Genomic DNA, 26,487 nt, shown 5'->3' with positions numbered 1-26,487 from the left:
TGGGCGTTCAAGAATTATTGACAGGGTTTACTCACATGAATGACTTGTTTCAACCTTTTAAACTTAACGACACAATCACACTCGATAACCGTATTTTGATGGCGCCGCTAACGCGCTGCATGGCTGACGACAACCTGGTGCCAACGCAGGCAATGGTGGACTACTACGCTCGCCGAGCAGATACCGGGCTGATCATTTCAGAAGCCACCATCATTCGTCCGGACGGGCAAGGTTATCCGAACACGCCGGGATTATTTACCGCACAGCAGATTGCTGGCTGGCGCAAAGTCACTGACAAAGTGCATGAGCATGGCGGCAAAATTTTTGCTCAGTTATGGCACACCGGTCGTGTCGCTCACCCGCATTTCTTTGATGGTGACTTTGTTCTTGCTCCCTCCGCACTGAGAGTAGAAGGCACCGTACCACGCATGCGTGAACTGACTTACACCACACCGAAAGCCGCCAGCAAAGAAGAAATCGAAGAGCTGGTTGAAGATTTCGCCCAGGCAGCCATCAATGCGTTGGAAGCGGGTTTTGACGGTGTCGAGATCCATGGAGCAAACGGCTATCTTTTGGATCAGTTCCTGCACTACAGCAGTAACATCCGTGATGATGAATTCGGTGGCAACGCAGAGAACATGGCGCGCTTCCCACTCGCCGTCGTAGACGCAGTGGTCGCCGCGGTTGGCGAAGATCGTACTGCTTTGCGCTTATCTCCGGGCGCCTACTTCAATATTGACGCCGATAATCGCGACCGCAGTGTCTTTGATTATCTGCTCGCAGAGCTGGATAAACGTCAACTGGCGTACCTGCACGTCGGCATTTTTGATGACAGTATGGAGTTTGACTCTCTGGGGGGCAGCGCGTCTCAATACATGCGCGCCAACTACAGCAAAACTCTGGTTGGTGTGGGTGGCTTTACGCCAGAAAGCGGACGTCAAGCGGTGGCAGAAGGCAAGTTCGATCTGCTCGCCATCGGTCGTCCACTGATTGCAAACCCAGACTACATCAGCAAAGTAAAATCCGGCAGCGAGCTAACCGAATATTCCGACACTATGCTGGCCGAATTGATTTAAGCGTTTTCCATTGCCTTTTCGCGGAAGGGTCGCCTTCCGCTTTTTTTCTATCTATCACGCAGTTTTGCCGGAAATCGGTGCACTTTACTTGCTTTTGTCTACTAATTGATTAAATATTTGTATATTCAATTAAAATGGTATTCAAATGTCCGCTCCGCTTTATATCCAAATCAAGCAATACATCTCCGACAAAATCGACTCCGGTCAGTGGCCCGTGGGTCATCGGATCACGACGGAGCTGGAACTGACCGAACAGTTTGACGTCAGCCGGATGACGGTCAATAAAGCGATTCGGGATTTGGTCGCAGAAGGTAAATTGCAAAGGACGCCACGCCTGGGCACTTTTGTTTGTGCGCCTGAAGAAAAGGCCGAATCTCCCCTTCTGGATATCCGAAACATTGCTGAAGAAGTACAGCAACGGGGCAAACAGTACCGAAGCCAAGTGGTAAAACACCAGTTAATTTACGCCGATGAAAACGTCGCCACTAAACTTGGTGTGATGTTAGGAACTCAAGTTTTCTACAGTGAAATCATTCACTTTGCAGATAGTTTACCGCTACAACTGGAAGTTCGCTGGGTCAATCCGGATTACGCACCGGACTACCTGAACCAAGATTTTACCCACATTACACCCAACCAGTACTTGTCGGAAAACTGCCCACTGAGTGCTATTGAACACACTGTTGAGGCCATCGTCGCTGAGACGGCCATTCGTCATACTTTGAAGATGTCTGACAGTGAACCTTGTTTATTGCTTAACCGCCGAACCTGGAGCGGCGACAAACTGATCAGCTCAGCCCTGCTGTATCACCCAGGCTCCAAATACAAATTAAGCTCTAAGATCCTTCTCGATTAAAATATTTTCAACCAAGATCTGATCACATTTCCGCAACATCTTTCTTGCTCATCTTTCCAAATTGCACTTTAATTTGTATATACATTTAAACCTCATTGAGACGGCAATATGGACTTGGTGTTAAAAAACGCTCGTCTGGTTACCTTGCAACCTGGCAACAGCGGTTATCAGACTCAGGACAATCAATGCATCGCTATCGACCACGGAAAGATCGTGGCGATCGGAACACAGACGTCGCAGCAACAGGCTAAGCAAGTGATTGACTGCGAGGGTCGTTTGGTCACTCCCGGACTGATTGACTGCCACACCCATTTGATTTTCGCCGGTAACCGTGCCAATGAATTTGAATTGCGTTTAAACGGCGTACCATACACCGAAATCAGCCAACAGGGCGGTGGCATACTGGCAACGGTCAGCGCGACTCGCCAGGCCAGCGAACAAGAACTGGTTGAGCTGGCCCTCCCCCGTTTGGATGGACTGATCCGCTCTGGCGTTACGTCGGTTGAAATCAAATCCGGCTACGGACTGACTGTTGCTGACGAACTAAAAATGTTGCGCGCAGCGAAAGCGCTGGAATCCCAGCGCCGCATCAAAGTCACTACTACTCTGCTTGCTGCGCATGCTGTGCCACCGGAATATCGTGACCGCGCCGATGAATATATTGACCTCATCTGTGAACACCTGATCCCAGTGGTTGCCCAAGAGAAACTCGCCACCAGTGTTGACGTATTCTGTGAATCGATTGGTTTTAATCTTGAACAAACCGAAAAAATCTTTCGCTGTGCCACTGAACACGGACTGTCCGTCAAAGGCCATACCGAACAGTTGTCGAATCTCGGTGGAACCGCATTGACGGCAAAATACCAAGGGCTGTCGGCAGATCATATCGAATACCTGGATGACTCTGGTGTAGACGCTTTGGCAGCCTCTGGCACAGTAGCGACCTTATTACCAGGCGCGTTTTATTTCTTACGTGAGACCCAGCAGCCTCCGATTGCCAAACTGAGAGACAAACAAATCCCAATGGCGATTGCCACCGACTTTAACCCGGGCACCTCACCGTTTGCCGATTTGGGCTTGATGATGAACATGGCGTGTACTTTATTTGGACTAACACCCGAAGAAGCGTTACGTGGTGTTACTTGTCACGCGGCGAACGCTTTGGGGTACGGCTCTGAGCGAGGCCAGATTCAAGCCGGGTATGATGCGGATTTGTGTATTTGGAATGTCCAGCATCCGGCGGACTTGAGCTATCAGGTTGGCCTGCCGCGTCTTCATCAACGCATCGTAAATGGAGAAGTGAGCCATGACTGACTTACTGCCACTCACCAATCAGGATTTTCACTGGCAAGGCCGCCACGACGCTGAGGACGGTGAACTGGGTAAGCGAATTCATCACGTCGTCGAAAAAGTACAGGCTAGTGAATTATCAGATCACCCGGACAGCATCGCATTGGTCGGATTCTGCTGTGATGCCGGTGTCGCGCGCAATAAAGGACGAACCGGAGCACGTAAGGCGCCGGATTTGATTCGCCGGGCTTTGGCCAATATGGCCTGGCACACCCCGGCACGCTGGTATGACCTTGGCAATATATTGTGTGATGATGACCAACTGGAAAAAGCGCAATCCGATTGTGCCAATATTATTGCGACAGCGCTGCCCCATGTTCCGGTCATCACACTGGGTGGAGGACATGAAACCGCCTGGGCATCTTTTCAGGGGCTGGCTCGTTACCTGATAAAACAAGGCCAACAGCGGCCAAAGATTGGCATCATTAATCTGGACGCTCACTTCGACCTGCGAGCTTTTGAGAGCCGCAAAACGGACATCAAACCGAGCTCAGGGACCCCGTTCAACCAGATTGCTCACTTCTGTCAGCAACAGGACTGGGAGTTTCATTACGCTTGCCTCGGTGTCAGCAAAGCCAGCAACACCGCCGCACTGTTCCAGCGCGCGGAAGAGCTGAATGTCTGGTATGTCGAAGACACCCAATTGTGCCCGTTAAATCACGTGTACCACCTGACTCAACTGCAACACTTTATCGACAGCTGCGACTATCTCTATCTCAGCATCGATCTGGATGTTTTCCCTGCCGCGACCGCTCCCGGCGTGAGTGCGCCAGCCGCGCGCGGTGTCCATTTCAGTGACCTGTCTCCCTATATGGAGCGAATTCTGGAAGCAAAAGACAAACTCGTACTGGCGGATATCGCCGAATATAACCCTACGTATGACGTCGACAGCCAGACAGCCCGCCTTGCGGCACGTTTGTGCTGGGACATCGCCAATGCGATGACCGACCAGTCAACACCACAATAACATTACGTGAAACTGAAGGAGTCTCAACATGACGGAACGCCACAACGAAGATAAGCGTCTCGATACTTCACGCACTATTCGTGCCCCACACGGTACGACGCTACGCGCAAAATCCTGGCTTACGGAAGCCCCACTGCGCATGCTGATGAACAACCTTGATCCAGATGTGGCGGAGCACCCTCATTCACTGGTGGTTTACGGTGGTATCGGACGCGCCGCGCGCAATTGGGAATGTTACGACAAAATCGTCGAAGTGCTTGAGCGCCTGGAAGACGATCAGACCTTAGTGGTTCAGTCAGGAAAGCCTGTGGGTGTCTTCCCGACTCACAAGAACGCCCCGCGCGTACTGATTGCGAACTCGAACCTGGTACCACACTGGGCAAACTGGGAACATTTTAACGAGTTGGATAAGCAAGGCCTGATGATGTATGGCCAGATGACCGCCGGTAGTTGGATCTACATCGGCTCGCAAGGCATCGTTCAGGGCACTTACGAGACGTTTGTCGCGGTTGCGAAAAAACACTTTGGTGGTCAGGCGAAAGGTCGTTGGATTCTTACCGGTGGTTTGGGCGGTATGGGGGGCGCACAGCCACTGGCCGCAACCATGGCTGGTTTTTCGATGATCGCTGTTGAATGTGATGAGTCACGTATCGACTACCGCTTGCGCACCGGTTATGTGGACAAAAAAGCCACCAGCCTGGATGAAGCGTTGGCAATCGTTCATGAATCAGATACGCCTGTTTCGGTCGGCCTGCTGGCCAATGCAGCAGATGTGTTCCCTGAGCTGGTGGAGCGCAACATTACGCCAGATGTCGTCACTGACCAGACTTCTGCCCACGACCCGCTCAACGGTTATCTGCCGATTGGCTGGTCCATGGATTACGCGGCTGAAATGCGCAAAACCGACGAAGCCAAAGTGGTGAAAGCCGCCAAAGAATCGATGGCCATTCAGGTCCGTGCCATGCTGGAGCTACAAGATCGCGGTGCGGCCACACTGGATTATGGGAACAACATCCGCCAGATGGCGCTTGAAGAAGGCGTGGAAAACGCGTTTGACTTCCCTGGGTTTGTGCCAGCATACATTCGACCTCTATTCTGTGAAGGGATCGGTCCGTTCCGTTGGGCAGCACTGTCTGGTGATCCGGAAGACATTTACAAAACCGATCAGAAAGTCAAAGAGCTGATCCCGGACAATCCACACCTGCATAACTGGTTGGACATGGCACGCGAACGCATTCACTTCCAGGGTCTGCCTGCTCGTATCTGCTGGGTCGGGCTGAAGGATCGTGAACGTCTCGGCCAGGCCTTCAATGAAATGGTGAAAAACGGCGAGCTGAAAGCGCCGGTTGTGATTGGCCGTGACCACCTTGACTCCGGTTCTGTTGCCAGCCCAAACCGTGAAACTGAAGGCATGATGGACGGTTCAGACGCCGTATCAGACTGGCCATTGTTGAACGCCCTGCTGAACACGGCTGGCGGCGCAACCTGGGTATCCCTGCACCACGGTGGCGGTGTGGGCATGGGCTTCTCGCAACACTCCGGTATGGTGATTTGTTGTGATGGCAGCGATGACGCCTCTGCACGCATCGCCCGCGTGCTGCACAATGATCCGGCCACTGGTGTTATGCGTCATGCGGATGCCGGTTATGACATCGCGAAACAATGTGCTGCAGATCAAGGCCTTGATCTGCCTATGCTCAACGAAGAACTGCGCAAACTGAAGTAAGGAAATGAACATGCTGAATTTAACGCTAAAGCCAGGTCTGATTAGCTTAAAAGATTTGCGTAAGGTGAGCCGCTCACCTGTCCAACTGGCACTCGACCCGAGTGCCATCCCCGCCATCGAAGAGAGCACTCGTGTGGTGGATCAGGTAATCGCAGAAAATCGCACTGTATACGGTATTAACACCGGTTTTGGTCTGTTGGCCAACACCCGAATTGCCCCAGAGGACCTTGAAACGCTACAGCGCAGTATCGTCTTATCCCATGCGGCAGGCATCGGTGAGTTAATGAGCGATGAAACCGTACGTATGATGATGGTGCTCAAAATTAACAGTCTGGCACGCGGCTTCTCCGGTATCCGCCTGGAGGTCATCAATGCGCTGATCGCCCTGGTCAACGCTGAGGTCTACCCTTGCGTCCCTCAAAAAGGTTCCGTCGGCGCTTCCGGGGACCTCGCCCCACTGGCACACATGAGTACCGTCTTACTGGGAGAAGGACAGGCACGCCACAAGGGAGAAATCCTCTCTGGCCACGAAGCGCTCAAAGTGGCAGGTCTTAAACCTATCACACTGGCTCCGAAAGAAGGTCTGGCATTACTGAACGGCACGCAGGCTTCCACGGCGTTTGCTCTGGAAGGGCTGTTCATCGCCGAAGACTTGTATGCTTCTGGGACGGTATGCGGCGCCATGTCGGTTGAGGCCGCTCTGGGCAGCCGTCGTCCATTCGATCCACGCATCCATCGCGTTCGCGGTCACCGTACCCAAATGGATGCAGCGCTGGCTTACCGCCACATGCTCGACAGCAGCAGCGACATTGGCGACTCCCATGTTGGCTGTGAAAAAGTTCAGGATCCGTACTCTTTGCGTTGCCAGCCACAGGTTATGGGAGCATGTTTGCAACAGATCCGCAATGCAGCGGAGACTCTGGAAGTCGAAGCCAACTCTGTGTCGGATAATCCACTGGTTTTTGCCGATGATGGTGACATCATTTCTGGCGGAAACTTCCACGCCGAACCCGTGGCGATGGCCGCGGACAACCTGGCACTGGCTATCGCCGAGATCGGCAGCCTGTCCGAGCGACGCATGGCACTGCTGATCGACAGTGCACTGAGCAAACTGCCGCCTTTCCTGGTGGACAACGGCGGTGTCAATTCCGGGTTTATGATTGCCCAGGTGACCTCTGCCGCACTGGCCAGTGAAAACAAAACCCTGGCTCACCCGGCTTCCGTCGATAGCCTGCCAACGTCTGCCAACCAGGAAGACCATGTGTCAATGGCAACATTCGCCGCTCGCCGGCTGCGCGAGATGGGTGAAAACACCCGTGGCATTCTGGCTGTCGAGTATCTGGCGTCAGCTCAGGGACTGGATTTCCGTGCACCCAACAAATCATCAGCACGTGTCGAGGAAGCCAAACAGATCCTGCGCGAAAAAGTACCGTTCTACGATAAAGACCGTTATTTCGCGCCTGATATTGAACAAGCCAACGCGTTGTTGAAACTGTCAGTACACAATCATCTGATGCCAGAACAGCTGTTACCAAGCCTGTAATATCAAGCACTCAGGCCTTTTGAGCCCGGCAATTTTGCCGGGCTTTTTTATGTTGCAGTCATTTGCAGGCGAAAACCTTACACTGGATGGACCATTAAACGCATAGAGTTGGATATAATGCCGGACAGTTTTGGCTACAAGCGTACATTATGTTTCTGACACCTTACTTTTCGACACAAGACAACCAATTCCAGTTCACTCGTGAACAGGCGAGCCACTTCGCTAAAAAAGTCGCGGGTGATTACAACCCTATCCATGATGAAGACAATAAACGCTTCTGTGTTCCGGGCGACCTGTTGTTTGCTGTTCTGCTGCAACAACAAGGCATCAGCCAGAAGATGCGTTTTGATTTCTCCGGCATGGTGAACGACGGAATTGCGCTGCACATCGAAAACAAGTGTGACAAAGAGGCCGCGGTAGTTGACGCCAATGGCAAAGAATACCTGCACATGAATCGCCAGGGTAACGTCAGCCACGATCAGGCATTCATCGAGCACGTAGTGACAAATTATGTCCAGTTCTCAGGCATGAATTTTCCACACATCATGGTTCCTCTGATGGAAGAGCAGCAGATGATGATCAATTGCCAGCGTCCACTGGTGATATACGAAAGCATGGAAGTGGAGTTTGAACGCCTCGATTTGACGCACCCAGAGGTCGAGTTCACTGGCGCAACCTTTGATGTGGAAGGAAAACGCGGCGTCGTCACACTTAACTTCGCATTCAAAGAAGCGGGCGAAATCGTCGGTAAAGGTTTGAAACGTATGGTTGCCAGCGGATTGAAGCCTTATAACCAAGCTGACATCGATAGCCTGGTTACACGTTTCAACGAGCGAAAAGATATGTTTCTTAAGCAGCTCGCACAGGCTGCCTAGCTTTTGAATATAAAACACCCGCCAGATGGCGGGTGTTTTAATTTATGCGTATCGACGACGTAACGTCACCAACAAAGCCATCAACGCTCCGAATCCCAGCGAGCCACCTCCTGACGAGCTGGATGAACTGACGGACGTTTCCGAACCAAGCACGCTGTACTTCACGTTGGTAATGGATGCGCCATCCCCTTCGGTGTACTCCAAGCCTCGAGTGTAGACCAGCCTCAATGTGTTATCGAAGGTGACAAATTTCAGTGTCACCGGCACGTCAATCGACCCTACAATACTTTTAGAAAGGCTCCCGTTGATGTACACATCTAACGTGTCATAGTCCGATTGAGTACTTAGATCAAAGGTTACAACGCCGGAAGGGATTCCAGTAATCACCACTTCAGATTCTTCGAAAAAGCCCAGCGCGGGCGCCGAACGAACACCATTTTTCATGGTTGTCCAAGGAACATCATTTACAAATACCGCATCGCCTTTCATGGCGGCCAAGGCTTGGGTAACAGCATCACTGGCCTTGTTTCTGACTTCAAACGCCAGCCAGGCGTTGTCAGCATTGTGCATACCGCCAAAATTGTAGTCGTAAGACAGTTGATAAACATAGCTGCCAATGGCACTCACCTCAGTCTTCAGACTGACAATACACAACTCACCGGGGTTCAGCGTCTTGGCTGAACACTGATCATCAAATACTGAGGAGGATGCTTTACCGTCTTCGTAAGTCGAGATGGTATTCATGTCCACAACCTGGGTCGAGTCGTTTACAAACGTAAAAGTTTGCGTCACGGTACCCGGCTCGATGTAGCCAAGATCAACATTGCGTTCGACATAAAAGCCTGATGCGTTTTCTTGAATCCAGTCATTGAAATAGGAAATGTCCGCATACACGCCATAGGTACCCTGCTGGCCGCATTGACTGCTGCCCCAGCTCACAATACCAACTTGTTTGATTTCCGAGCCATCATTAAAAACAATAGGACCGCCACTGTCACCGCCACAGGAGTCGTAACCTTCAACATTGGCACGGCCAGCACAAAAGTTATCTTCTCCCACACTCGCAAAGTTCGGACTCGACGCATGGCAAATTTCATCAGATTGCATAAAGACATCGACCTGATGCAACTGGGCGGGGTATGTCGCCGTTTCAGGATCCGGGTCTTGATCGCCCCATCCCATTACGGTCAGTACGGTATTCAACGGTAATGTGGCATTAAACCCGTCCTCAGCAAGTGTCACGCTTTGCGCCTGTGACGCTGGAATCGTTCGCTCCAGCTCTATCACGGCAATGTCGTAATTCCAACCGCCAGCGCGGTAGCTTGAGTGCACGGTAATCTTCGATGCACCAACGCGGATCCCCTGAGACGACTCTTTGGTCAGATCATTAATCCCCACCACCAAGTCAATGTCATCTTCGCTCAGATTATCAACGCAGTGCGCAGCCGTAATGACATACCGGCCTTTGTATAACGTGCCACCACAGAACTGACCACTCATCGCTTCCTGATTCTTGTGTACGATCGCCGTCATGTACGGCCACTGTGACGCATTGGAAGGAGAGCCATCAATGATGTATGGCGTGAATTCAGTCGCTTGGGCACTGGCCAACCCAAGCGTCGTGGCGCCTAAAGCCAGAACAACCTTGCCAGAAAGACTCATATCTTGTTCCTTATTATCCGTTATTTTTTGGAAGCAAGATCATAGCGAATAGTTATCGGTTGGGATATAAAATATCAATAACTTATCGTTGATAATGAGAGATAAAGAGCAAAAGCGCTAATAATACAAATATTATTAAATCCAACGCCTTACGCGAGACAAGTACGACTTATACTCCTCTCCGAACAGCCGACCTAACACGCGCTCTTCAGGTTCAATCTGAAAGCGATTCATATATAGAATAAAAAAGTAAGGCATCACCAGCGCAACAGTGTTCTCCAGCCAATAACCCGCGCCGAACAACAAAATCACCAAGCCCAGATACATGGGATTGCGAGAATAGGCAAAGATACCGCTATCGACAACCCGGGAGGCAGACTCCGGCTTAACCGGGTTGACTGTGGTCTGCATTTTGCGAAATTCATGAATCCCGGCAAGGCCAACATAACCGGCTAAAACCACGCAAATCGTCGCCACCAGCCAGGTAAACGGTAACGACACCGACGCAAACGTCATGACGGAGGCAAACCGCTCCATCAGAATCAACCAAACGATGAACAGCGCGACCGGGGGAATGCGTAACTCGAGTTTATGAATAGACATCCTTTTCCTTCCATAACGGTAAACGTTAAGCCCGGCATGTTCAGCCGGGCTATAGGATTAAGCGAGAACTTTCAGCAGTGCCTGCAATGGATGCTGTGTCGGCACCTGTTCAAACCTTTTCACCTGACTTCGGCACGAATACCCCGTAATCAGGCAGCGGTCTTTCGGTAGCGATTCCAGACTGGGTTTCCAGCTTAAGCCATAAATATCTTTCGACATCTGCAACTTATCGACTTCGTGGCCAAATGTACCCGCCATGCCACAACATCCGACAGCGATCGCATTGAGCTTAGCACCAAAGTGAGCAAAAATAGCGCCCCACTCCTTCTCTGCATTCGGCATCTTTGTTTTCTCAGTACAATGAGAAAGCAGATACCAGGCTTCGCTCTCTGCAGCCTCCGCCGCGGGGAAAGACGGCAAACGAGGATGCAACCACTCGTGGACATTCAGAACGTCAAAGTCGCCCCGCTTGTCACCCAGGACTTCCGCGTACTCATCGCGGTAACAGAGCACCAGCGCCGGATCGACGCCAACCATAGCAATCCCCAAATCGGCGACCTGTTCAAGAAACGCCGCTGTTGAGTGCGCACTGTCAGCAAACTGGCGAAGGAAGCCTTTGATGTGCTGCGCTTTACCATTCGGCTTAAACGGCAATAACACCGGAGTCATCCCAAGCTTTTTGACCAAATGAGCAAAGTCTTCCACCACACCGGCGTCATAGTAACTGGTAAACGGGTCCTGCACGATCAACACGTGTTGACTGCGTTCCTCTTTGGACAGCAACGCCAGCTTTTGCATATCAAAGACCGGTAAACCACTCAATCGTTTTGACAAAACGGGGACCGACAGCAGCGGCGCATCAACATACCCGACCGTCGATGCGGTCAGGCGTTTCAGCCAAGGTTGCTTTAAGGCCGCATTCACTACTTTGGGCGCTTTGGCCATCACAGGCAGCACAGATTCAATATTAGCCACCAGATAATCTTTCGCAGGGCGTTGGTAACGTGAATAGTAGATATTCAGGAACCGGGAGCGGAAGCTTGGTACATCCACTTTAATTGGACACTGACTGGCGCACGCCTTACAGGCCAGGCAACCATTCATGGCTTCCAGCACTTCGTGAGAAAAATCGTACTCATGCCGTTTGTTCAACGTATTGCGCACCCGATCAATCATGGTTTTCACGCTTGGCGAAGCAAATAGAGTCTGCTTTTCGAGATCGAGAATATCTACCCCATGCTCCGTCAGTTGGCGTAACCATTCACGGACCAAACCCGCGCGCCCCTTCGGAGAGTGCCGACGGTCAGCGGTCACTTTCATCGACGGACACATCGGAGACGCTGTATCGTAGTTAAAACACAGTCCGTTTCCGTTACACTCCATCGCCTGTTTAAAGCTATCACGTACCTGAACGTCAATCTGACGGTCGAAATACCCCCGCTTGGTGCCCGTTACTTTGACCAGCTCTGCATCACTGTTCAGCGGTGTACAGATCTTACCCGGGTTCATCTTGTTGTGAGGGTCAAACGCGGCTTTGACGCGACGCAACTCAGTAAACAGTTCTTCACCAAAAAACGCCGGACCGTACTCAGAGCGATACCCCTTACCGTGTTCACCCCACATCAGACCACCATATTTGGCCACCAGCTTGACCACGTCATCGGAAATCTCGTGCATTAACGCTTCTTGCGACGGGTCACACATGTCTAGAGCCGGGCGTACATGCAGTACTCCGGCATCCACGTGACCAAACATCCCGTAATGAAGCTGCTTACTGTCGAGCAACTCTCGAAACTCGACGATAAAGTCAGCCAGATGCTCTGGTGGCACACACGTATCTTCTGCAAACGCCACGGGCTTAGCCGCACCTTTGGTGGCGCCAAGCAGACCGACCGCTTTTTTACGCATGTTGTATATGCGACCGATGCTGGCTAAATCGCTGCACACCTGATAACCGATGATGCCCGCCTGCTCACTTTCCAGCATGTTATCGAGCTGCAAGGTCAGTTGGCGTACCTGTTCGGCGACTTCCTGTTCGTCCTGACCGGCATACTCAACCATATTAATGCCCTGCATGTCCTTACCTGGCACATCGGTCAGCAAATCACTGACGGTATGCCAGACAATATCCTGCTTGGCGAGATTGAGCACTTTTGAGTCAACGGTTTCTACAGAAAGGGCTTTTGCTTCCACCATAAAAGCTGCATGACGCAATGCGGAATCGAAGCTGTTGTACTTCACATTGACCAGTGTGCGCGCTTTCGGGATCGGGGTCAGGTTGAGCTTGGCTTCGGTAATGAAGGCCAACGACCCTTCTGAACCACACAAAATGCGAGTAAAATCGAATTCGCCCTGTTCATTCAAGGCATTTTTCAGATCATAACCCGTCAAAAAACGGTTGAGCGGCGGGAACTTATCCAAAATTTGGCCGCGCTTGTTACGGCATACCTGCTCAGCGACATCGACAGCCTGAGCCGCTAACGTCTCAGGGTTCGCCTCCCCATGAGACAAGTCTGATTCCAGTATCGAACCATCAGCGAAAACGGCCTGCAACGACAGGACATGATCCGACGTTTTACCGTACTTCAGTGACCCCTGTCCCGATGCATCGGTATTGATCATTCCACCCAGTGTAGCGCGGTTACTGGTCGACAGGTCCGGCGAGAAGAAATAGCCAAACGGACGTACCACATCATTAAGCTGATCTTTCACCACACCAGTCTGGACACGGACCCAGCCTTCTTCGGAGTTCACTTCCAACACTTGATTCATGTGACGGGACAAGTCGACGATGATGCCTTTGGTCAACGATTGACCGTTGGTCCCAGTGCCGCCTCCACGAGGTGAGAAAGTCACTCGCTCATAATCAGATTGACTGGCGATTTTGCCGAGAAGTGAGACATCATCGGTGGATTTGGGGTGTACCACCGCTTGGGGAAGTTGTTGGTAAACGCTGTTGTCGGTTGAAACAGCCAGACGACTGGCATACTGAGTTTCAATATCACCGCTGAAACCAGCGGCTCTCAGCTCCTCAAGATAACGTAAAACAACGGCATCGACATCGGACTGAGTATCAAGTCTTGGTAACATTTGCTTCCTGCCCCTATGGTGCTGATCCTCTCAGCACTGGGTTAATTTAATTTTAATCTTTGAGTTTCGTCACTTTACAACATTTAAAAAGGTGATCAAAACAGAATCTCGGTGCCAAAATGGAAATGTTCTATAAATATCGAGACGCACGCATTCACATCATCATTCTTATCAGAGCGAATCCATAATGAAAAAAAACAAAGTGGTCACCACCGAAGACATTTTATTAAAGCTTTGCCAATCGGTTTCAGGCGTACTTTCTTCCGCCACTAACTCCCACGTCTCTTACTCCGCCATGGTGCAGAAAATCAGCAAAACCAGCCTTAAGCCGGACTTTGGCTGTTTTGTGTTGTTCGACGGCGGATTCTCTGGCCTAGTTGTCATCAACTTTACGGCGAAAGCCGCACTGGAAATTTACACCAATTACATGCGCAATATGGGCATGCCAGAAGAGGAACTGGCTGTGCTGCATACCTCAGATGAAGTCGGCGATGTGCTGGGTGAGCTGATGAACCAACTGGTGGGTGATTTTACCAATAAAGTGCGCAAAGAGCTGCAAACCAACATCACGCAAAACCAGCCTAAGATGCTGTCTATCAACAAACAGGTTATTCTGCAGGTGGATACCAATCTTGATCGCCCACAAGCGCGCCGGGTCACTTTCTCCACCGCGAACAACAACATCTTCTACCTGGAACTGGCAATGGATAAAACGGAATTCATCCAGCTTGAAGAGTTTGAAATCGCAGAAGATGAAAGCCCGGACGACATCTTGGAACAGACTCAACAAAGAATGAGCAACAAAAGCTCGCAATCGGAAGCCGATAACTCCGCCGACGATCTGCTGGACGAACTCGGGCTGTAACCTTCTCTTGTCACAAACGCCGCTTTCAATATTGAGGGCGGTTTTTTCCTTTCTTCCCCTCGCAAGCCAAAAACGGTAAAATGTTGGACTTTTGATTCAACAGAGAGCCGTTTTTTCGTCAATGGATAAACAGAAAGCCCTTAAAAAGATCGCTAAGTGCCTGGAACTTGGCAATTCAGCCAACGTTAATGAAGCCGCGAATGCCATCAAGATGGCACACCGGTTAATGCTGAAATACGGTCTGGACAAAGATGATATTGAATTCATCAAAATGGGCAAGACGAAATCGACTCATTTGTTGCCTGCCAATATCAGTTCCACTCTTCTGCGTATCATCCGTGGCATCAACACAAAATTTGGTGTGGAAGCCGTGCTGGTCAATCACAAAGGCCTAAAGCGGTGTGAATTTATCGGTGAAGCAGATCGTGCCATCTTTGCCGCGTTTGCCTTCGATATCATCTATCGCGAAATGAATGAACAGACAGGCCAGTTCCGTAACAGCTTTGCTGGCAGCGGCACCTCAAACGGGGAGGTCACCCGTCGGGTAAACTCGTTCGTTTCCGGTTGGGTTGAGGGGGCTTTAGAAAAGTTACCCATCATTACGCCTGATGAAGAGTCGGCCAATAAAATCAACAACTACATCGATAAAGAATTTAAGAATATCGATCGGGAAACGTTCAAACAGCAGCTACGCGAGGCAATGAAAAACCTCACAGACGATTACGAAAAAGGGTTAAAAAAAGGCCGCACGGTATCTGTTAACAGACCGATAGATGGTGCGCAAGCGCCCAAAATGCTTAAATAAACGTCAGCATTTTTAGCATTAGGTCAATTTATACTTATCCGGTTTGACATAAGTATTAGTAAAGCGTTTATTCTTTGGGTGTTAATCTGAAAAAAACACACGGAGAGATTACGGTGAAAAAATTAACGCTTGCTCTTGCCGTTGCAGTCATCCTGTCCGGCTGTCAGGCTACTCAGCGTCAGGATGCCACAACTGGCGAAACTGAAACCAACTCTGCAACAAAAGGGGCTCTTTGGGGAGCGCTGGCAGGTGCGGCAGTAGGTCTGGCTACAGGTGACGATGCCAAAGAACGTCGTCAGCATGCCCTGTGGGGTGCGGCTGGTGGCGCTGCGGTTGGTGGTGGCGTAGGTTACTACTTCGACCAACAGGAAGCGGCGCTGCGTAAACAACTTTTAAACTCGGGTGTTCAGGTTCAGCGTGTCGGTGAAAACCAATTGGTGCTGCGTATGCAAAACGGCATTGGTTTTGATACCAACTCATACCAACTGAACAGCAGCATCCATAACACTTTGACCGGCGTAGCCCGAATCCTGGTCGAATATCCGGATACCAGCCTGGTGATCAGCGGTTACACGGACAACACGGGTAGTGACACCTACAACCAGTCACTGTCTGAACGTCGCGCTGAATCTGTGCGTTCTTACCTCTTGTCTCAGGGTGTAGCGTCTGGCCGTGCCATCGCACGTGGTTACGGCGAACGTAATCCTATCTGTACCAACGGCACATCTGAAGGTCGCGCATGCAACCGCCGAGTGGAAATTCAAATTCTTCCGCTAAAATAGTAACATTCAGGACTCAGTAGCAATACTGAGTCCTTTGTTATTGATGGAAGCAATCCGATGGTGAAGCCGTTACTCCCTTTCCTAGTTCTTTTTTCTGCATTTTCCGTTGCCGGGCCGGCACCCAGTTTGCTGGATCAGGCAAAACGCAACGACCCTGCCGCTCAGTTAGAACTGGCTCACTACTACCAAACCACGCCTGGCGAAAAAGCCAGTGATGCCTTCTATTGGTTACAACGCAGTGCAGACAACGGTAACCTGACCGCGCAGGCCAGATTGGGACACGCTTATCTGGATGGTCACGGTGTCGATCAAGACGTTGCCGAAGGCATGTTTTGGCTGAATCGTGCGGCCACCCAGGGAGACGTTGACGCCCAATATGAGCTTGGCCAGTGGTTCGAAAGCAAGCACGCAACGGACATCGCACTGGGCTGGTATCAACTTGCCGCACAACGCAATGCCGATGCAGAAAGTGCCTACTCCCGATTACTGGAAATCAGGTTTAACCGACAGCGCGCCAAGCAACTTGATCAATTCAAGGCACTCAACCAACTTTCTGACGATCAGCCCCTTTCCTCTCCTTTCACGTGGTTATCTAAGATTTATCTCATTCCCGCTGGCATGCTGCTGTTGACTGTATTGCTCTACGCCGCTTTCCGACTAGGCAAACAGCGAGCGGAAAATGAGTATGACGTAGTGGAAGGTGAAACGTTAATGCGTCAGGTTGAGGACAAAGACGCCGAGTTACTGAAACTCAAAAAACAGCTGCAAATCTTGTTCAGGCAACTTAAGCTTGCACAAAACCCACCTCAGGCTAACGTCCCCCCTTCGAGACTAGAAGACGCCAAAACGGCCACTGCATTTGCGATGCTTGGATTCACCGTTGACGACAAACTCGACAATAGAAAAATCAAGCTACGTTATAAGCAGTTGTCCCGGCTATATCATCCCGACTCAAAAGGCAGTGAGGAAGAGATGAAGCGCCTCAACAGTGCGTTGAAAACGGTACTTAAGATTGTTAATAAATAGTTACACATCTAAAAAAAGCCGAGTGATTAAGTTTCACACAGCCCGAAATCAGAAGGACTGACGCAAACGATCACTCTCGCACTCTGAGTAACAAATAGTTAACTCGTGTTAGGCAACTATGTCATAATCGCCGCCGAAAATGACACCTAACTCAACACAGGTGGGAGAGACTATGTTTACTATTGAAGGAATCTGCGACTGGTGCAAAAAGCCAAACTTGCTGACAAAGCATGAGTACATTGACGGCAAAGCACACCACTCATGCAAAAATTGCAATGACCTAGCTTCACTGGATGTACGCCAGTTTAACCTCGCAGAGCTTCAGCACAGAGAACGTCAGCAAATTCAGCCACGTTAACAACCCGATAATAAGCGCCCGTTGGCGCTTATTGACTTTTCCTTCGTCTCATCCTTCTTCCCCAAGGTCACACTCACTACTGTATACAGTACTTTTCTGACATCGGCACAAGACAAAACTGTATATCCGGTCACAAATCATCATACATTTTCCAATGTTAAACCCCGCACCGAAACCAATAAATAATCTTTATTTTACATATAGTTGGATAAGAAAACTCTCATTTATCCAGTCGACTATCCCTATCCCCCACACAAAAACCACTTGATCAGTTCCTTATTTAAAACTACTGTATACACATACAGCATGTATATAAGGACAGTTAAGTTATGTTTCAGGCACATACACACTCAACTTCATTTTCTAAATACAATGTATTGGCGCAACCGACTGAACCGATGAAGATCCCTCGGGAAGCCCTGCAACGTCTGGCAGGTTTATCGTCTCAGGGTCAATGGATTTTGTTTACCGCCGAGTGTCCTCGTCCGGATTACAAGCAATTTGCAGCGTCTAACGTCAGCTGCAACAAAATCATTCAGATGAAGCCTTCCCGATCTCAGTCTGAACTGGAGATCGTGATAAAAGCGATCAAATCAGGCAATGCTAGTGCCGTTGTGGCATCGAATCAAATTGATGTGGTCAATCAGCACCTGTTGAAAGACTTTGGTCGTGTGCATCACTGTGAAGTGTTTTTCGTTGAAGGCAGAACCAAACAGTACCATTAACAAGTTCAACGAATCGACAGCGATGTGTGATACCCACTGCCATGCTTTTGACTGTCTTTGCGCCTCCGCCTGTAAGGAGGCTTTTTTCTATCTATTATGCCTATTTTTGATCTCAGTCGGTGGCATGACATTTTAAGGCAAACGTTTGCTTTTTGTCTGGAAGCCAGAAATAGTTCTGGTATGATGCCTGTCGAACTGGTGTTTTGAGCCAGAGCATCGAAGCTCAAATCATCGACTGTATGCTTCTTAACTCTAGATAGGAATGTCTCAATGAGCCTTGCCGATCAAGTTCTCGCCGTAAACGACGATCTTCCCATTCGTACCCACCTACCGGTTCATAGCGGTAAAGTCCGCTCCGTCTACTGGCTGACCGAAGAGGACAGCAAACGTCTAATTCAAGAAAAAGGCTATAATGTCGCCCCGGATGCGCCGCTGGCGATCATGGTGATCAGCGACCGGATTTCCGCTTTTGACTGTATCTGGAAAGGCGAAGGTGGTTTGAAAGGAGTACCGGGTAAAGGCGCCGCATTAAATGCGATCTCCAATCACTGGTTTAAACTTTTCCAACAGCATGGATTGGCCGACAGCCATATTTTGGATATCCCTCACCCTTTTGTTTGGATCGTTCAAAAAGCGAAACCGATCAAAATTGAAGCCATTTGCCGCAAGTACATCACTGGCTCCATGTGGCGTGCGTACGCCAAAGGCGAACGCGAGTTCTGTGGTATTCAACTACCGGAGGGGCTCGAGAAAGACAAACCATTGCCTGAATTGCTGATCACACCATCGACTAAAGGTATTCTGAGCGGCATTCCGGGCGTTCCAGAAGCGGATGATGTCAACATCACTCGTCAGAATATCGAAGACAATTTCGCTGCGTTTAACTTCACCTCGGCGGCGGATATCACTCAGTATGAAACCTTGCTTAAAGACGGTTTCGGTGTGATCAGTGAAGCACTGGCTCACGTGGGTCAGATCTTTGTTGATACCAAATTTGAATTCGGCTATGTAACTGATGCTTCCGGTCAGGAGAAGCTGATTTACATGGACGAAGTTGGCACACCAGATTCCTCCCGAATTTGGGATGCGAAAGCGTATCAGAATGGCGAGATAGTCGAAAACTCAAAAGAAGACTTCCGTCAGTTTCTGCTCAACTACTTCCCTGACCCGGATATCCTGTTGAATAAAGATCGCATGCCAGAGCGTGAAGCATTGGCGCACGACAATGAACTGCCGCAAGACGCTCTGATGGCGGTCTCACGCACCTACACAGGCATTGCAGAGAAAATCACTGGGCAACCGGTTCACCTCAGCGCAAATCCGAAACAGGAAATCATTGATGTTCTGAGCCAGTCTTATGGCCTGATCGACTGAGAACGCCCGTGCATGAATGACGTTCGTTATTCTAACGGACACTGATAAAAAAACGCCAGTCTGAGACTGGCGTTTTTGTTTTGGTCGAGAGGAGTTACAGCTTGAAGCGGCTGATTTCTTGTTCCAGCTCGTAAGACAGTTCAGAAAGCTGCGCAGCCTGAGAAGCAGCTTCATGCGCTTCGTCTGCCAGCTCATTCGACACGTCACGGATACCGACTGTGTTACGAGTAATCTCCGACGTGACCGACGCTTGCTCTTCAGCAGCCGATGCAATCTGAGTGGCCATATCGCTGATGCTCTCCACAGCGGATTGAATCTGAGTCAGACTTGCTGCTGCCAGATTCGCATCATCAACACTGGTGGTCGCCAGCATACGACTGTCGTCCATAATGCCGACCGCTTTCGCCGTTGTGCCCTGCAGCGTTTCAATCATCTGCTGGATCTCTTGCGTTGAGGCATGCGTACGTTGGCTCAGAACACGAACCTCGTCAGCTACCACAGCAAAACCCCGCCCCTGCTCACCCGCACGTGCCGCTTCGATCGCCGCATTCAGTGCCAACAGGTTGGTTTGCTCCGCGATGTCCTGAATGGTCGACAAAATAGTATTGATGCTGTTGCCGTGCACTTCCAGCTCTTTAATCACTTCCGTTGCAACCTGAACTTCTTCTGCCAGATTCTGGATAGAACCTTGAGTCTGATTCACTTGCTCGGCGCCATGCTTAGAAGCGGTAACGGCTTCAGTTGAGCTTTGCGCTGTGTTGTCCGCGTTGCCTGCGATTTCTTGTGTCGCAGCAGCCATCTCATTGATCGCGGTGGCGACCATATTGATTTCATCCTGCTGCGTGCGAATGCGGGTGCTACGCTCTTCGGCGTGCGATGCGGTTTGTTTCGCTTGTTCAGACAGAGCCGCTGAAACGTGGCTCAGCTTCGAGACCATGGTGTGCATGTTACCCACAAACACGTTGAAGTTTTGCGCCAATTGGCCAACTTCATCATCACTGCGTGGTTCCAAACGTTGAGTCAGGTCACCTTCACCAGATGCAATCTCTTCCAACGCAACAGACACCCGGCCCAGATCACGGAACAGGAAGCTCACCAACCAAGAAACAAGAGCAATCACGATGATAGTGATGATCACGGCGGTAATGATCAGGCCACGAAGGAGCTGTGCGTGCGCCGCTTCTTCTGTGGATTTGTCCATTTGGATCGCGAATACCCAGTCCGTACCCGGAATATTCTTGAAGTACAGCAGTTTATCCTGACCTCTCACTGTGATGTCATCGATGCGCTTTGCATTCGCAGCATCTTCAATCGAACTCATCGTAAGTGATTTGGCAATGGTGTTCACGGGCTTAAGGATCAGGGATTTATCCGGGTGGGCCAGGAAAGTGCCGTTCTGCTTGTCAATCAACATAGCGAATGCATTGTCGCCGGCATCCAGGCTGATCACATCATTGATCAACTGATCAATCAGTACATCCGCACCAACAACACCGACAAACTGGCCGTTTTTACGTACTGGCTCAGCGATGGTCACCAACAATGCATTGGTGATCGCATCCTGGTAGGCCGTAGTAATGATTTGCTTGCCTGCCGCTTGCGCGTCTTTGTACCAAAGACGCGTACGAGGATCGTAATCGGCACGATTACGCTCAGGATGAGAGCGGTACATCTCGCCAGCCGGCGTCCCAAAAAAGATGTCATCGAAGCCACCCGCTTTCCGCGCCTGTTGCAGATAAGGAACAACATCCATTTCTTGCGAGTAATCGTTGAAAGCAGTGGAAATACTCTTACGGATGTTAACCCAGTCAGAGATACCGGAAGAAGCTGCGGTGGCAAGACTTTCGGCACGGGCATACACGCCATTACGGGTTTGTTCAAAAAGTTGGTCCGCCGACAGCCAGGTTAGTGCCGTTGCCATAGCAACGACCGCTGACAGGCTGGCGCCAATCAGCTTTTGTTTCAGTGAAATTTTCATTGGCATTACGTTATTTTTAGGAACAGATAGAAGTGCGAATATTAACCAGATTTTATATTATGTGCACGCAGTATTGATAGTTTTTTTAAAATTTATAACCACATGTTTTTAAACAATTTTATTTTGACATTTTATTGTCACATGACAATAAATTAACACTACTCTGTCATTTAATTTCCGACAAAATACCGTCGCAATTAGAGATATTTACCCTCTTCATGTAGTATCTATGAAAACACCCTAATGGAGTGCATGATGGAAGCAGAACTGCTTGAAATTCAAAATTTTCTTTCGCAACACCCTCCTTTTAACGAACTGCCGGAAGAGGTTCTGCAACATGTCGCGCGACACGTTGAAATCTCTTACTTCCGTGAAGATACGCCCATCATCCACTTCGGTGATCAAATTCATGACTTGTATGTGGTGCGTAGTGGCGTCGTGGAAGTTTACCGACGTAAGGGCGAACTGTATAACCGCCTGGATCAAGGGGCGCTGTTCGGTCAAATGGGTCTGCTGACCAATAACAAAGTGCGTTTTCCCGCCAAAGCCACCGAAGATACTCTGCTCTACTGCATCCCCGAAGACATCTTCCAGGACCTGTATGAAAATCACGACAGCTTCGCGGATTTTGTCGAGGTGCAGGATAACGCCCGTTTGCGTCAGGCGATCTCTAGCAGCAACGAACAAAACGACTTAACCACGTCCAAAGTGCGTACCTTGCTCAGCGGTGAAGCGCCATTCGTACAGAAAAACGAAACCATACAGAACGCCGCGATCAAAATGGCTGAAGAGAATGTGTCGTCATTGCTGATCATCGACACCGAAGTGTTAGACGATGATGAAGATGACAGCTCTTCCCTGCTCGGTATCATTACCGACCGAGACTTGTGTACTCGAGTTCTGGCAGCGGGTCTGGATCCGCAGGATGAGGTAGCTTCTGTGATGACCACCGAAGTCATTTCGCTTGATCACAACGCCTATGTCTATGAAGCCATGCTAACCATGCTGCGTTACAACGTGCATCACCTGCCGGTACTCAAAGATAAAAAGCCGATTGGTGTCATCGAAGCCACAGACATCGTCCGCTATGAATCACAGAACTCACTGCTGCTGGTCAGCAGTATCTTCCAACAGCAGACAATAGACGACCTCGCTTCGCTGTCAGAACAGGTCAAAGACAGCTTTGTCAGATTAGTCAACGAAGATGCCAACTCTCACATGGTCGGCAGTGCCATGTCAGTGATTGGTCGCAGCTTCAAACAGCGTATTCTTGAGTTGGCGGAAGAGCAGTTTGGTCAGCCTCCGGTGCCATACTGTTTTCTCGCCCTGGGCTCTATGGGTCGCGACGAACAACTGATAGTCACCGACCAGGATAACGCCATTATCCTTGATGACAGTTTCGACAAAGACAAACATGACGCCTATTTTGCTGAGCTGGCGACATTCGTGTGCGACGGACTGGCGAAATGTGGCTACAGCTACTGTACCGGGGACATCATGGCGACTAACCCAACGTGGCGGATGACCCGCCGCGAGTGGGAAGAGTGTTTTGCTGACTGGATTGATAACCCGAATCCGAAAGCGCTGCTCAACGCTTCTATTTTCTTTGACCTGGATGGCGTCTATGGCCGCTTGAAATGGGCAGAACAACTCAACGGCTTTATTGTGCGCCGAGCGCGAAGAAATAACCGCTTCCTGGCCTGTCTGGCACGCAACGCGCTGAACCGCACGCCGCCTCTGGGTTTCTTTAAAGACTTTGTGATGGAAAAAGACGGTCGTCACAATAACTCGATCAACCTTAAACGTCGCGGTACAGCGCCACTGGCAGATTTGATCCGGGTGCACGCTCTGGCGGTTGGATCCCGTTCACAAAACTCCTTTGAACGTCTGGATGACATCATCGACGCAGGTATTCTGCCAAAAGGCAAAGCAGAAGATTTGCGAGACGCACTGGAGTTCATCTCTATGGTGCGAATTCGTCACCAAGCCTACGATGTCGAAAACAACATTGAGCCCGACAACAATATTGAGCCAGAGCACCTGTCCGATTTCGAGCGCCGTAACCTCAAAGACGCCTTCCAGATCCTGAGTAACGCACAGAACTTCCTCAAGTTCCGTTATCAGGCCGGCAAGAGCTTTAAATAAGGTAACGCCATGTTGACAAGAAGTGTATCCAGCCCGCTGATTGACTGGGAAAACAAGTTTCGTCAGAAGCAACAACTGATTCAGGAGCCTGCACTACTGGCGTTCTATGGTCAGGCACTGCCTCCAGCATCCACCCCAATGGAAGATGTGGTATTTCTGGCGATGGATTTCGAAACAACCGGCTTAAATGCCAAAGAAGATGACATCATTACCATTGGGACGGTGCCGTTTACCCTGAACCGGATCTTCGTCAATAAAGCCAGGCACTGGACCGTCCGCCCCAGCAAACAGTTGCCTGAAGAGTCGATTGTGATCCACGGCATCACTCACAGTGATATTCTCGATGCACCCGATTTGAGTGAAATATACCAAGAAGTGCTGGAGCAGATGGCCGGCAAAATCACGGTGGTGCATTACAACCCGATTGAACGGATGTTTTTTGACTCGGCCCTGCGGGCGCGCATCGGCGAAGGGATTGAATTTCCAGTTGTAGACACGATGGAACTGGAAAGCACAATTCAAAAGAAACAGTTCGGTGGTTTGCTGAACCGGCTAAAAGGCAAAAAACCTCAGTCGGTACGCCTGGGTCAAAGCCGATCCCGTTATGGACTGCCGCTGTATACTCCCCATCACGCGCTGATCGACGCGATTGCCACCGCAGAGTTACTGCAGGCGCAAATTGCACACCATTACAGTAAAGAGCAACCGCTCAAAGATTTCCTGCTCTAATCAAGCGATTCAAAAACGTAAGCAATAAAAAAAGGGGCCAATGGCCCCTTTCCTGAACGCAACACAGTGTTTATTGCTGTCGCTCCGTGCGCATACCCATAACCAGGCTGACACACATGAGCAGTAACACAATGGTAAACGGCAACGCGGTTGAAATCGCGCCGGCCTGTAATGCCTGAATGGCTTCCGTACCACCAATCCACAGCAGAACTGCGGCCACTGCACCTTCCATCACAGCCCAGAAAATACGTTGCAGAACAGGCGCATCCACCTTACCGCCAGCCGTGATGCTATCAATCACCAGAGAACCAGAGTCAGACGAGGTGATGAAGAACACCAGCACCAGAACCACAGCGATGGTCGACAGCACTTTACCCATAGGCAGAACGTCGAACATTTCAAACATCGCCAGTGATACGTCCGTCAGACCTTCCGAGCCTAGCTGGCCAACTTTGTCCACCACCTGTTCAATTGCCATACCGCCAAATACAGACATCCATACCAGCGTCACCAAGGTTGGTACGATCAAAACCGCAGTGATGAATTCACGTACTGTACGACCTTTAGAGACGCGCGCAATGAACATGCCGACAAATGGTGACCAAGAAATCCACCAAGCCCAGTAGAATACTGTCCAACCCTGGAACCAGGCTTCATCCGTCCGGCCATGAGGGTTACTCAGCGGAATGATGTTTTCTACGTAGGCCATAAAAGTGGTTGGGATCGAGCCAAACGTGATGGCGTAACCAATCAGCGCCACCATAATCAGCAGCAAAAATGCCACGATCATATTGATGTTACTGATCAGCTTCACCCCGCCTTCCAGGCCACGAATAACGGAATACGTAGCAAGCGCCGTGACAGCGATGATCACGATAATCTGAAGGCCCAGCCCCGATTCCACACCAAACACATGGTGGATACCGCTGGCGGCTTGCTGCGCCCCCAGACCCAGCGATGTCGCCAGACCAAACAGCGTCGCTAATACCGCCAGAATGTCCACAACGTGACCAGCCCATCCCCAGGCGCGATCGCCCAGCAACGGATAGAAGATCGAGCGAATCGACAGCGGCAAACCTTTGTTGTAGGCAAAAAATGCCAGTGACAGTGCCACAACACCGTAAATGGCCCAAGGGTGCAATCCCCAGTGGAACATCGTCGCACCCAACGCCATTTTGGCAGCTTCCGGTGTGTTCGGTGCCACATTCAACGGTGTTTCATACCAGCCCGTGTAATAAGCAACCGGTTCAGCGACACTCCAGAACATCAGGCCAATCCCCATCCCCGCGGCAAATAACATTGACAGCCAGGAGATAAAGGAAAAGTCTGCCGTGGCATCTTTACCACCCAAACGAATTTTACCAAATGGCGATACCACCAGCGCCAAACAAAAAATCACGAAAATGTTTCCCGACCAAATAAACAGCCAGTCGAACGCACCAATGATGCTCCATTTCAAGCCATCCAATGCGGTTTTCGCTGTGTGAGCATCAAGCACCAAAGCTGCCACAATAAAGAGAGCGATCAGGCCAGCACTTACACCAAATACCGGGTTATGGACGTCAAAACCCCACTTCTGTACATTATCCTGACCAACTGTATAGTCGGTACTGTCGATACTGTACTTATCAATACCTTTCGTCATTGTCCCCTCTTTCTCTTTCCTTCGAGCTCTATTCCTATAAACTCCGAACCATCTTCGTATCCAGCCGAAGCATTTAGTTTGTACTCATAACAATAAAGCTCGTTTCAACAAGCCCTGACATTCTACTGAAATTCTACTCACTTTCCACTTATCGTTTAAAAAGAAAGCAAAAATTCAATAATATGAAATTCAAGCGAACAGAAAACCATCAGAACATCAGGCGCGCAACATAAGAATTACTTTGTGTACTAATATTTCTTACTCTTCTTAAAAATCTTTCTCAGAGATCGAATCAAACTATTGAGCA

The 26,487-nt window shown here is 50.1% G+C and carries 21 protein-coding genes; 16 read left to right on the top strand and 5 right to left on the bottom strand.

Going from position 1 to position 26,487, the window contains the following annotated elements; translation table 11 throughout:
- Window positions 1–35: 35 nt before the first annotated feature.
- The 7 genes from VPR01S_RS11365 to VPR01S_RS11335 all read left to right on the top strand — a co-directional run bounded on the left by VPR01S_RS11365 (window position 36) and on the right by VPR01S_RS11335 (window position 8,393).
- Window positions 36–1,076 (top strand): alkene reductase, encoded by a 1,041-nt coding sequence (locus VPR01S_RS11365; RefSeq protein ID WP_040902658.1) that lies wholly within the window; start codon window positions 36–38, stop codon window positions 1,074–1,076.
- Window positions 1,077–1,221: 145 nt separating this feature from the next.
- Window positions 1,222–1,932, top strand: a complete 711-nt coding sequence (hutC, locus tag VPR01S_RS11360) for a histidine utilization transcriptional repressor HutC (RefSeq protein WP_021705478.1) — start codon at window positions 1,222–1,224, stop codon at window positions 1,930–1,932.
- Between the two features lie 108 nt (window positions 1,933–2,040).
- Window positions 2,041–3,246 carry an imidazolonepropionase gene (hutI, locus tag VPR01S_RS11355; RefSeq protein WP_021705477.1) on the top strand — a complete coding sequence of 402 codons (1,206 nt, stop codon included), beginning with the start codon at window positions 2,041–2,043 and terminating at the stop codon, window positions 3,244–3,246.
- A complete protein-coding gene (gene hutG / locus VPR01S_RS11350; RefSeq protein ID WP_021705476.1) occupies window positions 3,239–4,249 on the top strand; it encodes a formimidoylglutamase in 1,011 nt (336 codons plus the stop codon). The genes hutI and hutG overlap by 8 nt, the downstream gene beginning before the upstream one ends.
- A 28-nt stretch (window positions 4,250–4,277) precedes the next feature.
- On the top strand, window positions 4,278–5,975 hold the full coding sequence (hutU, locus tag VPR01S_RS11345; protein ID WP_021705475.1) for a urocanate hydratase: 1,698 nt from the start codon (window positions 4,278–4,280) through the stop codon (window positions 5,973–5,975).
- Between the two features lie 10 nt (window positions 5,976–5,985).
- Window positions 5,986–7,518 carry a histidine ammonia-lyase gene (hutH, locus tag VPR01S_RS11340; protein ID WP_021705474.1) on the top strand — a complete coding sequence of 511 codons (1,533 nt, stop codon included), beginning with the start codon at window positions 5,986–5,988 and terminating at the stop codon, window positions 7,516–7,518.
- Window positions 7,519–7,667: 149 nt separating this feature from the next.
- Entirely contained in the window at window positions 7,668–8,393 is a 726-nt protein-coding gene (locus VPR01S_RS11335) for a DUF3581 domain-containing protein (RefSeq protein WP_021705473.1), read from the top strand.
- A 42-nt stretch (window positions 8,394–8,435) separates the two neighbouring features.
- Here the strand turns inward: VPR01S_RS11335 and VPR01S_RS11330 are convergent, their stop codons facing one another.
- The 3 genes from VPR01S_RS11330 to ydiJ form a co-directional block, all read right to left on the bottom strand.
- Window positions 8,436–10,055 carry a S1 family peptidase gene (locus VPR01S_RS11330; RefSeq protein WP_021705472.1) on the bottom strand — a complete coding sequence of 540 codons (1,620 nt, stop codon included), beginning with the start codon at window positions 10,053–10,055 and terminating at the stop codon, window positions 8,436–8,438.
- 135 nt (window positions 10,056–10,190) lie between these two features.
- Window positions 10,191–10,658 (bottom strand): methyltransferase family protein, encoded by a 468-nt coding sequence (locus tag VPR01S_RS11325; protein WP_021705471.1) that lies wholly within the window; start codon window positions 10,656–10,658, stop codon window positions 10,191–10,193.
- A gap of 57 nt (window positions 10,659–10,715) precedes the next feature.
- A complete protein-coding gene (gene ydiJ / locus VPR01S_RS11320; RefSeq protein ID WP_021705470.1) occupies window positions 10,716–13,748 on the bottom strand; it encodes a D-2-hydroxyglutarate dehydrogenase YdiJ in 3,033 nt (1,010 codons plus the stop codon).
- A 187-nt stretch (window positions 13,749–13,935) separates the two neighbouring features.
- Between ydiJ and VPR01S_RS11315 the strand changes: the two genes are divergently transcribed.
- The 7 genes from VPR01S_RS11315 (at window position 13,936) to VPR01S_RS11285 (ending at window position 19,683) form a co-directional block, all read left to right on the top strand.
- Window positions 13,936–14,613 carry a DUF3334 family protein gene (locus VPR01S_RS11315; RefSeq protein ID WP_021705469.1) on the top strand — a complete coding sequence of 226 codons (678 nt, stop codon included), beginning with the start codon at window positions 13,936–13,938 and terminating at the stop codon, window positions 14,611–14,613.
- A gap of 121 nt (window positions 14,614–14,734) precedes the next feature.
- Entirely contained in the window at window positions 14,735–15,418 is a 684-nt protein-coding gene (locus VPR01S_RS11310; protein ID WP_021705468.1) for a DUF2786 domain-containing protein, read from the top strand.
- A gap of 113 nt (window positions 15,419–15,531) precedes the next feature.
- The gene (locus VPR01S_RS11305; RefSeq protein ID WP_021705467.1) at window positions 15,532–16,200 is read left to right on the top strand and encodes a YiaD family glycine zipper/OmpA-like lipoprotein; all 669 of its coding nucleotides are present in this window, start codon (window positions 15,532–15,534) and stop codon (window positions 16,198–16,200) included.
- Between the two features lie 57 nt (window positions 16,201–16,257).
- Window positions 16,258–17,226: a tetratricopeptide repeat protein gene (locus tag VPR01S_RS21970; protein WP_021705466.1), complete on the top strand. Its 969-nt coding sequence runs from the start codon at window positions 16,258–16,260 to the stop codon at window positions 17,224–17,226.
- Between the two features lie 172 nt (window positions 17,227–17,398).
- The gene (locus tag VPR01S_RS11295; protein WP_021705465.1) at window positions 17,399–17,584 is read left to right on the top strand and encodes a hypothetical protein; all 186 of its coding nucleotides are present in this window, start codon (window positions 17,399–17,401) and stop codon (window positions 17,582–17,584) included.
- A 329-nt stretch (window positions 17,585–17,913) separates the two neighbouring features.
- Window positions 17,914–18,309 (top strand): SulA-like leucine-rich domain-containing protein, encoded by a 396-nt coding sequence (locus tag VPR01S_RS11290; protein WP_021705464.1) that lies wholly within the window; start codon window positions 17,914–17,916, stop codon window positions 18,307–18,309.
- A gap of 270 nt (window positions 18,310–18,579) precedes the next feature.
- The gene (locus VPR01S_RS11285) at window positions 18,580–19,683 is read left to right on the top strand and encodes a phosphoribosylaminoimidazolesuccinocarboxamide synthase (RefSeq protein ID WP_021705463.1); all 1,104 of its coding nucleotides are present in this window, start codon (window positions 18,580–18,582) and stop codon (window positions 19,681–19,683) included.
- Window positions 19,684–19,777: 94 nt separating this feature from the next.
- Here VPR01S_RS11285 and VPR01S_RS11280 read toward each other — a convergent pair whose 3' ends face one another.
- The gene (locus VPR01S_RS11280; RefSeq protein WP_040902621.1) at window positions 19,778–21,661 is read right to left on the bottom strand and encodes a methyl-accepting chemotaxis protein; all 1,884 of its coding nucleotides are present in this window, start codon (window positions 21,659–21,661) and stop codon (window positions 19,778–19,780) included.
- 255 nt (window positions 21,662–21,916) lie between these two features.
- Here VPR01S_RS11280 and VPR01S_RS11275 point away from each other — a divergent pair, with 255 nt between their 5' ends.
- Window positions 21,917–23,806, top strand: a complete 1,890-nt coding sequence (locus VPR01S_RS11275; RefSeq protein WP_021705461.1) for a DUF294 nucleotidyltransferase-like domain-containing protein — start codon at window positions 21,917–21,919, stop codon at window positions 23,804–23,806.
- A gap of 9 nt (window positions 23,807–23,815) precedes the next feature.
- A complete protein-coding gene (locus VPR01S_RS11270) occupies window positions 23,816–24,535 on the top strand; it encodes a 3'-5' exonuclease (protein WP_021705460.1) in 720 nt (239 codons plus the stop codon).
- A gap of 70 nt (window positions 24,536–24,605) precedes the next feature.
- Here the strand turns inward: VPR01S_RS11270 and VPR01S_RS11265 are convergent, their stop codons facing one another.
- On the bottom strand, window positions 24,606–26,180 hold the full coding sequence (locus tag VPR01S_RS11265) for a BCCT family transporter (protein WP_021705459.1): 1,575 nt from the start codon (window positions 26,178–26,180) through the stop codon (window positions 24,606–24,608).
- Between the last annotated feature and the right edge of the window lie 307 nt (window positions 26,181–26,487).

The sequence above is a fragment of the Vibrio proteolyticus NBRC 13287 genome (assembly GCF_000467125.1).
Taxonomy (GTDB): domain Bacteria; phylum Pseudomonadota; class Gammaproteobacteria; order Enterobacterales; family Vibrionaceae; genus Vibrio; species Vibrio proteolyticus.
The sequence above is the reverse complement of the archived record's forward strand: the minus strand, read 5'-3'. Positions and strand labels throughout refer to the sequence as shown.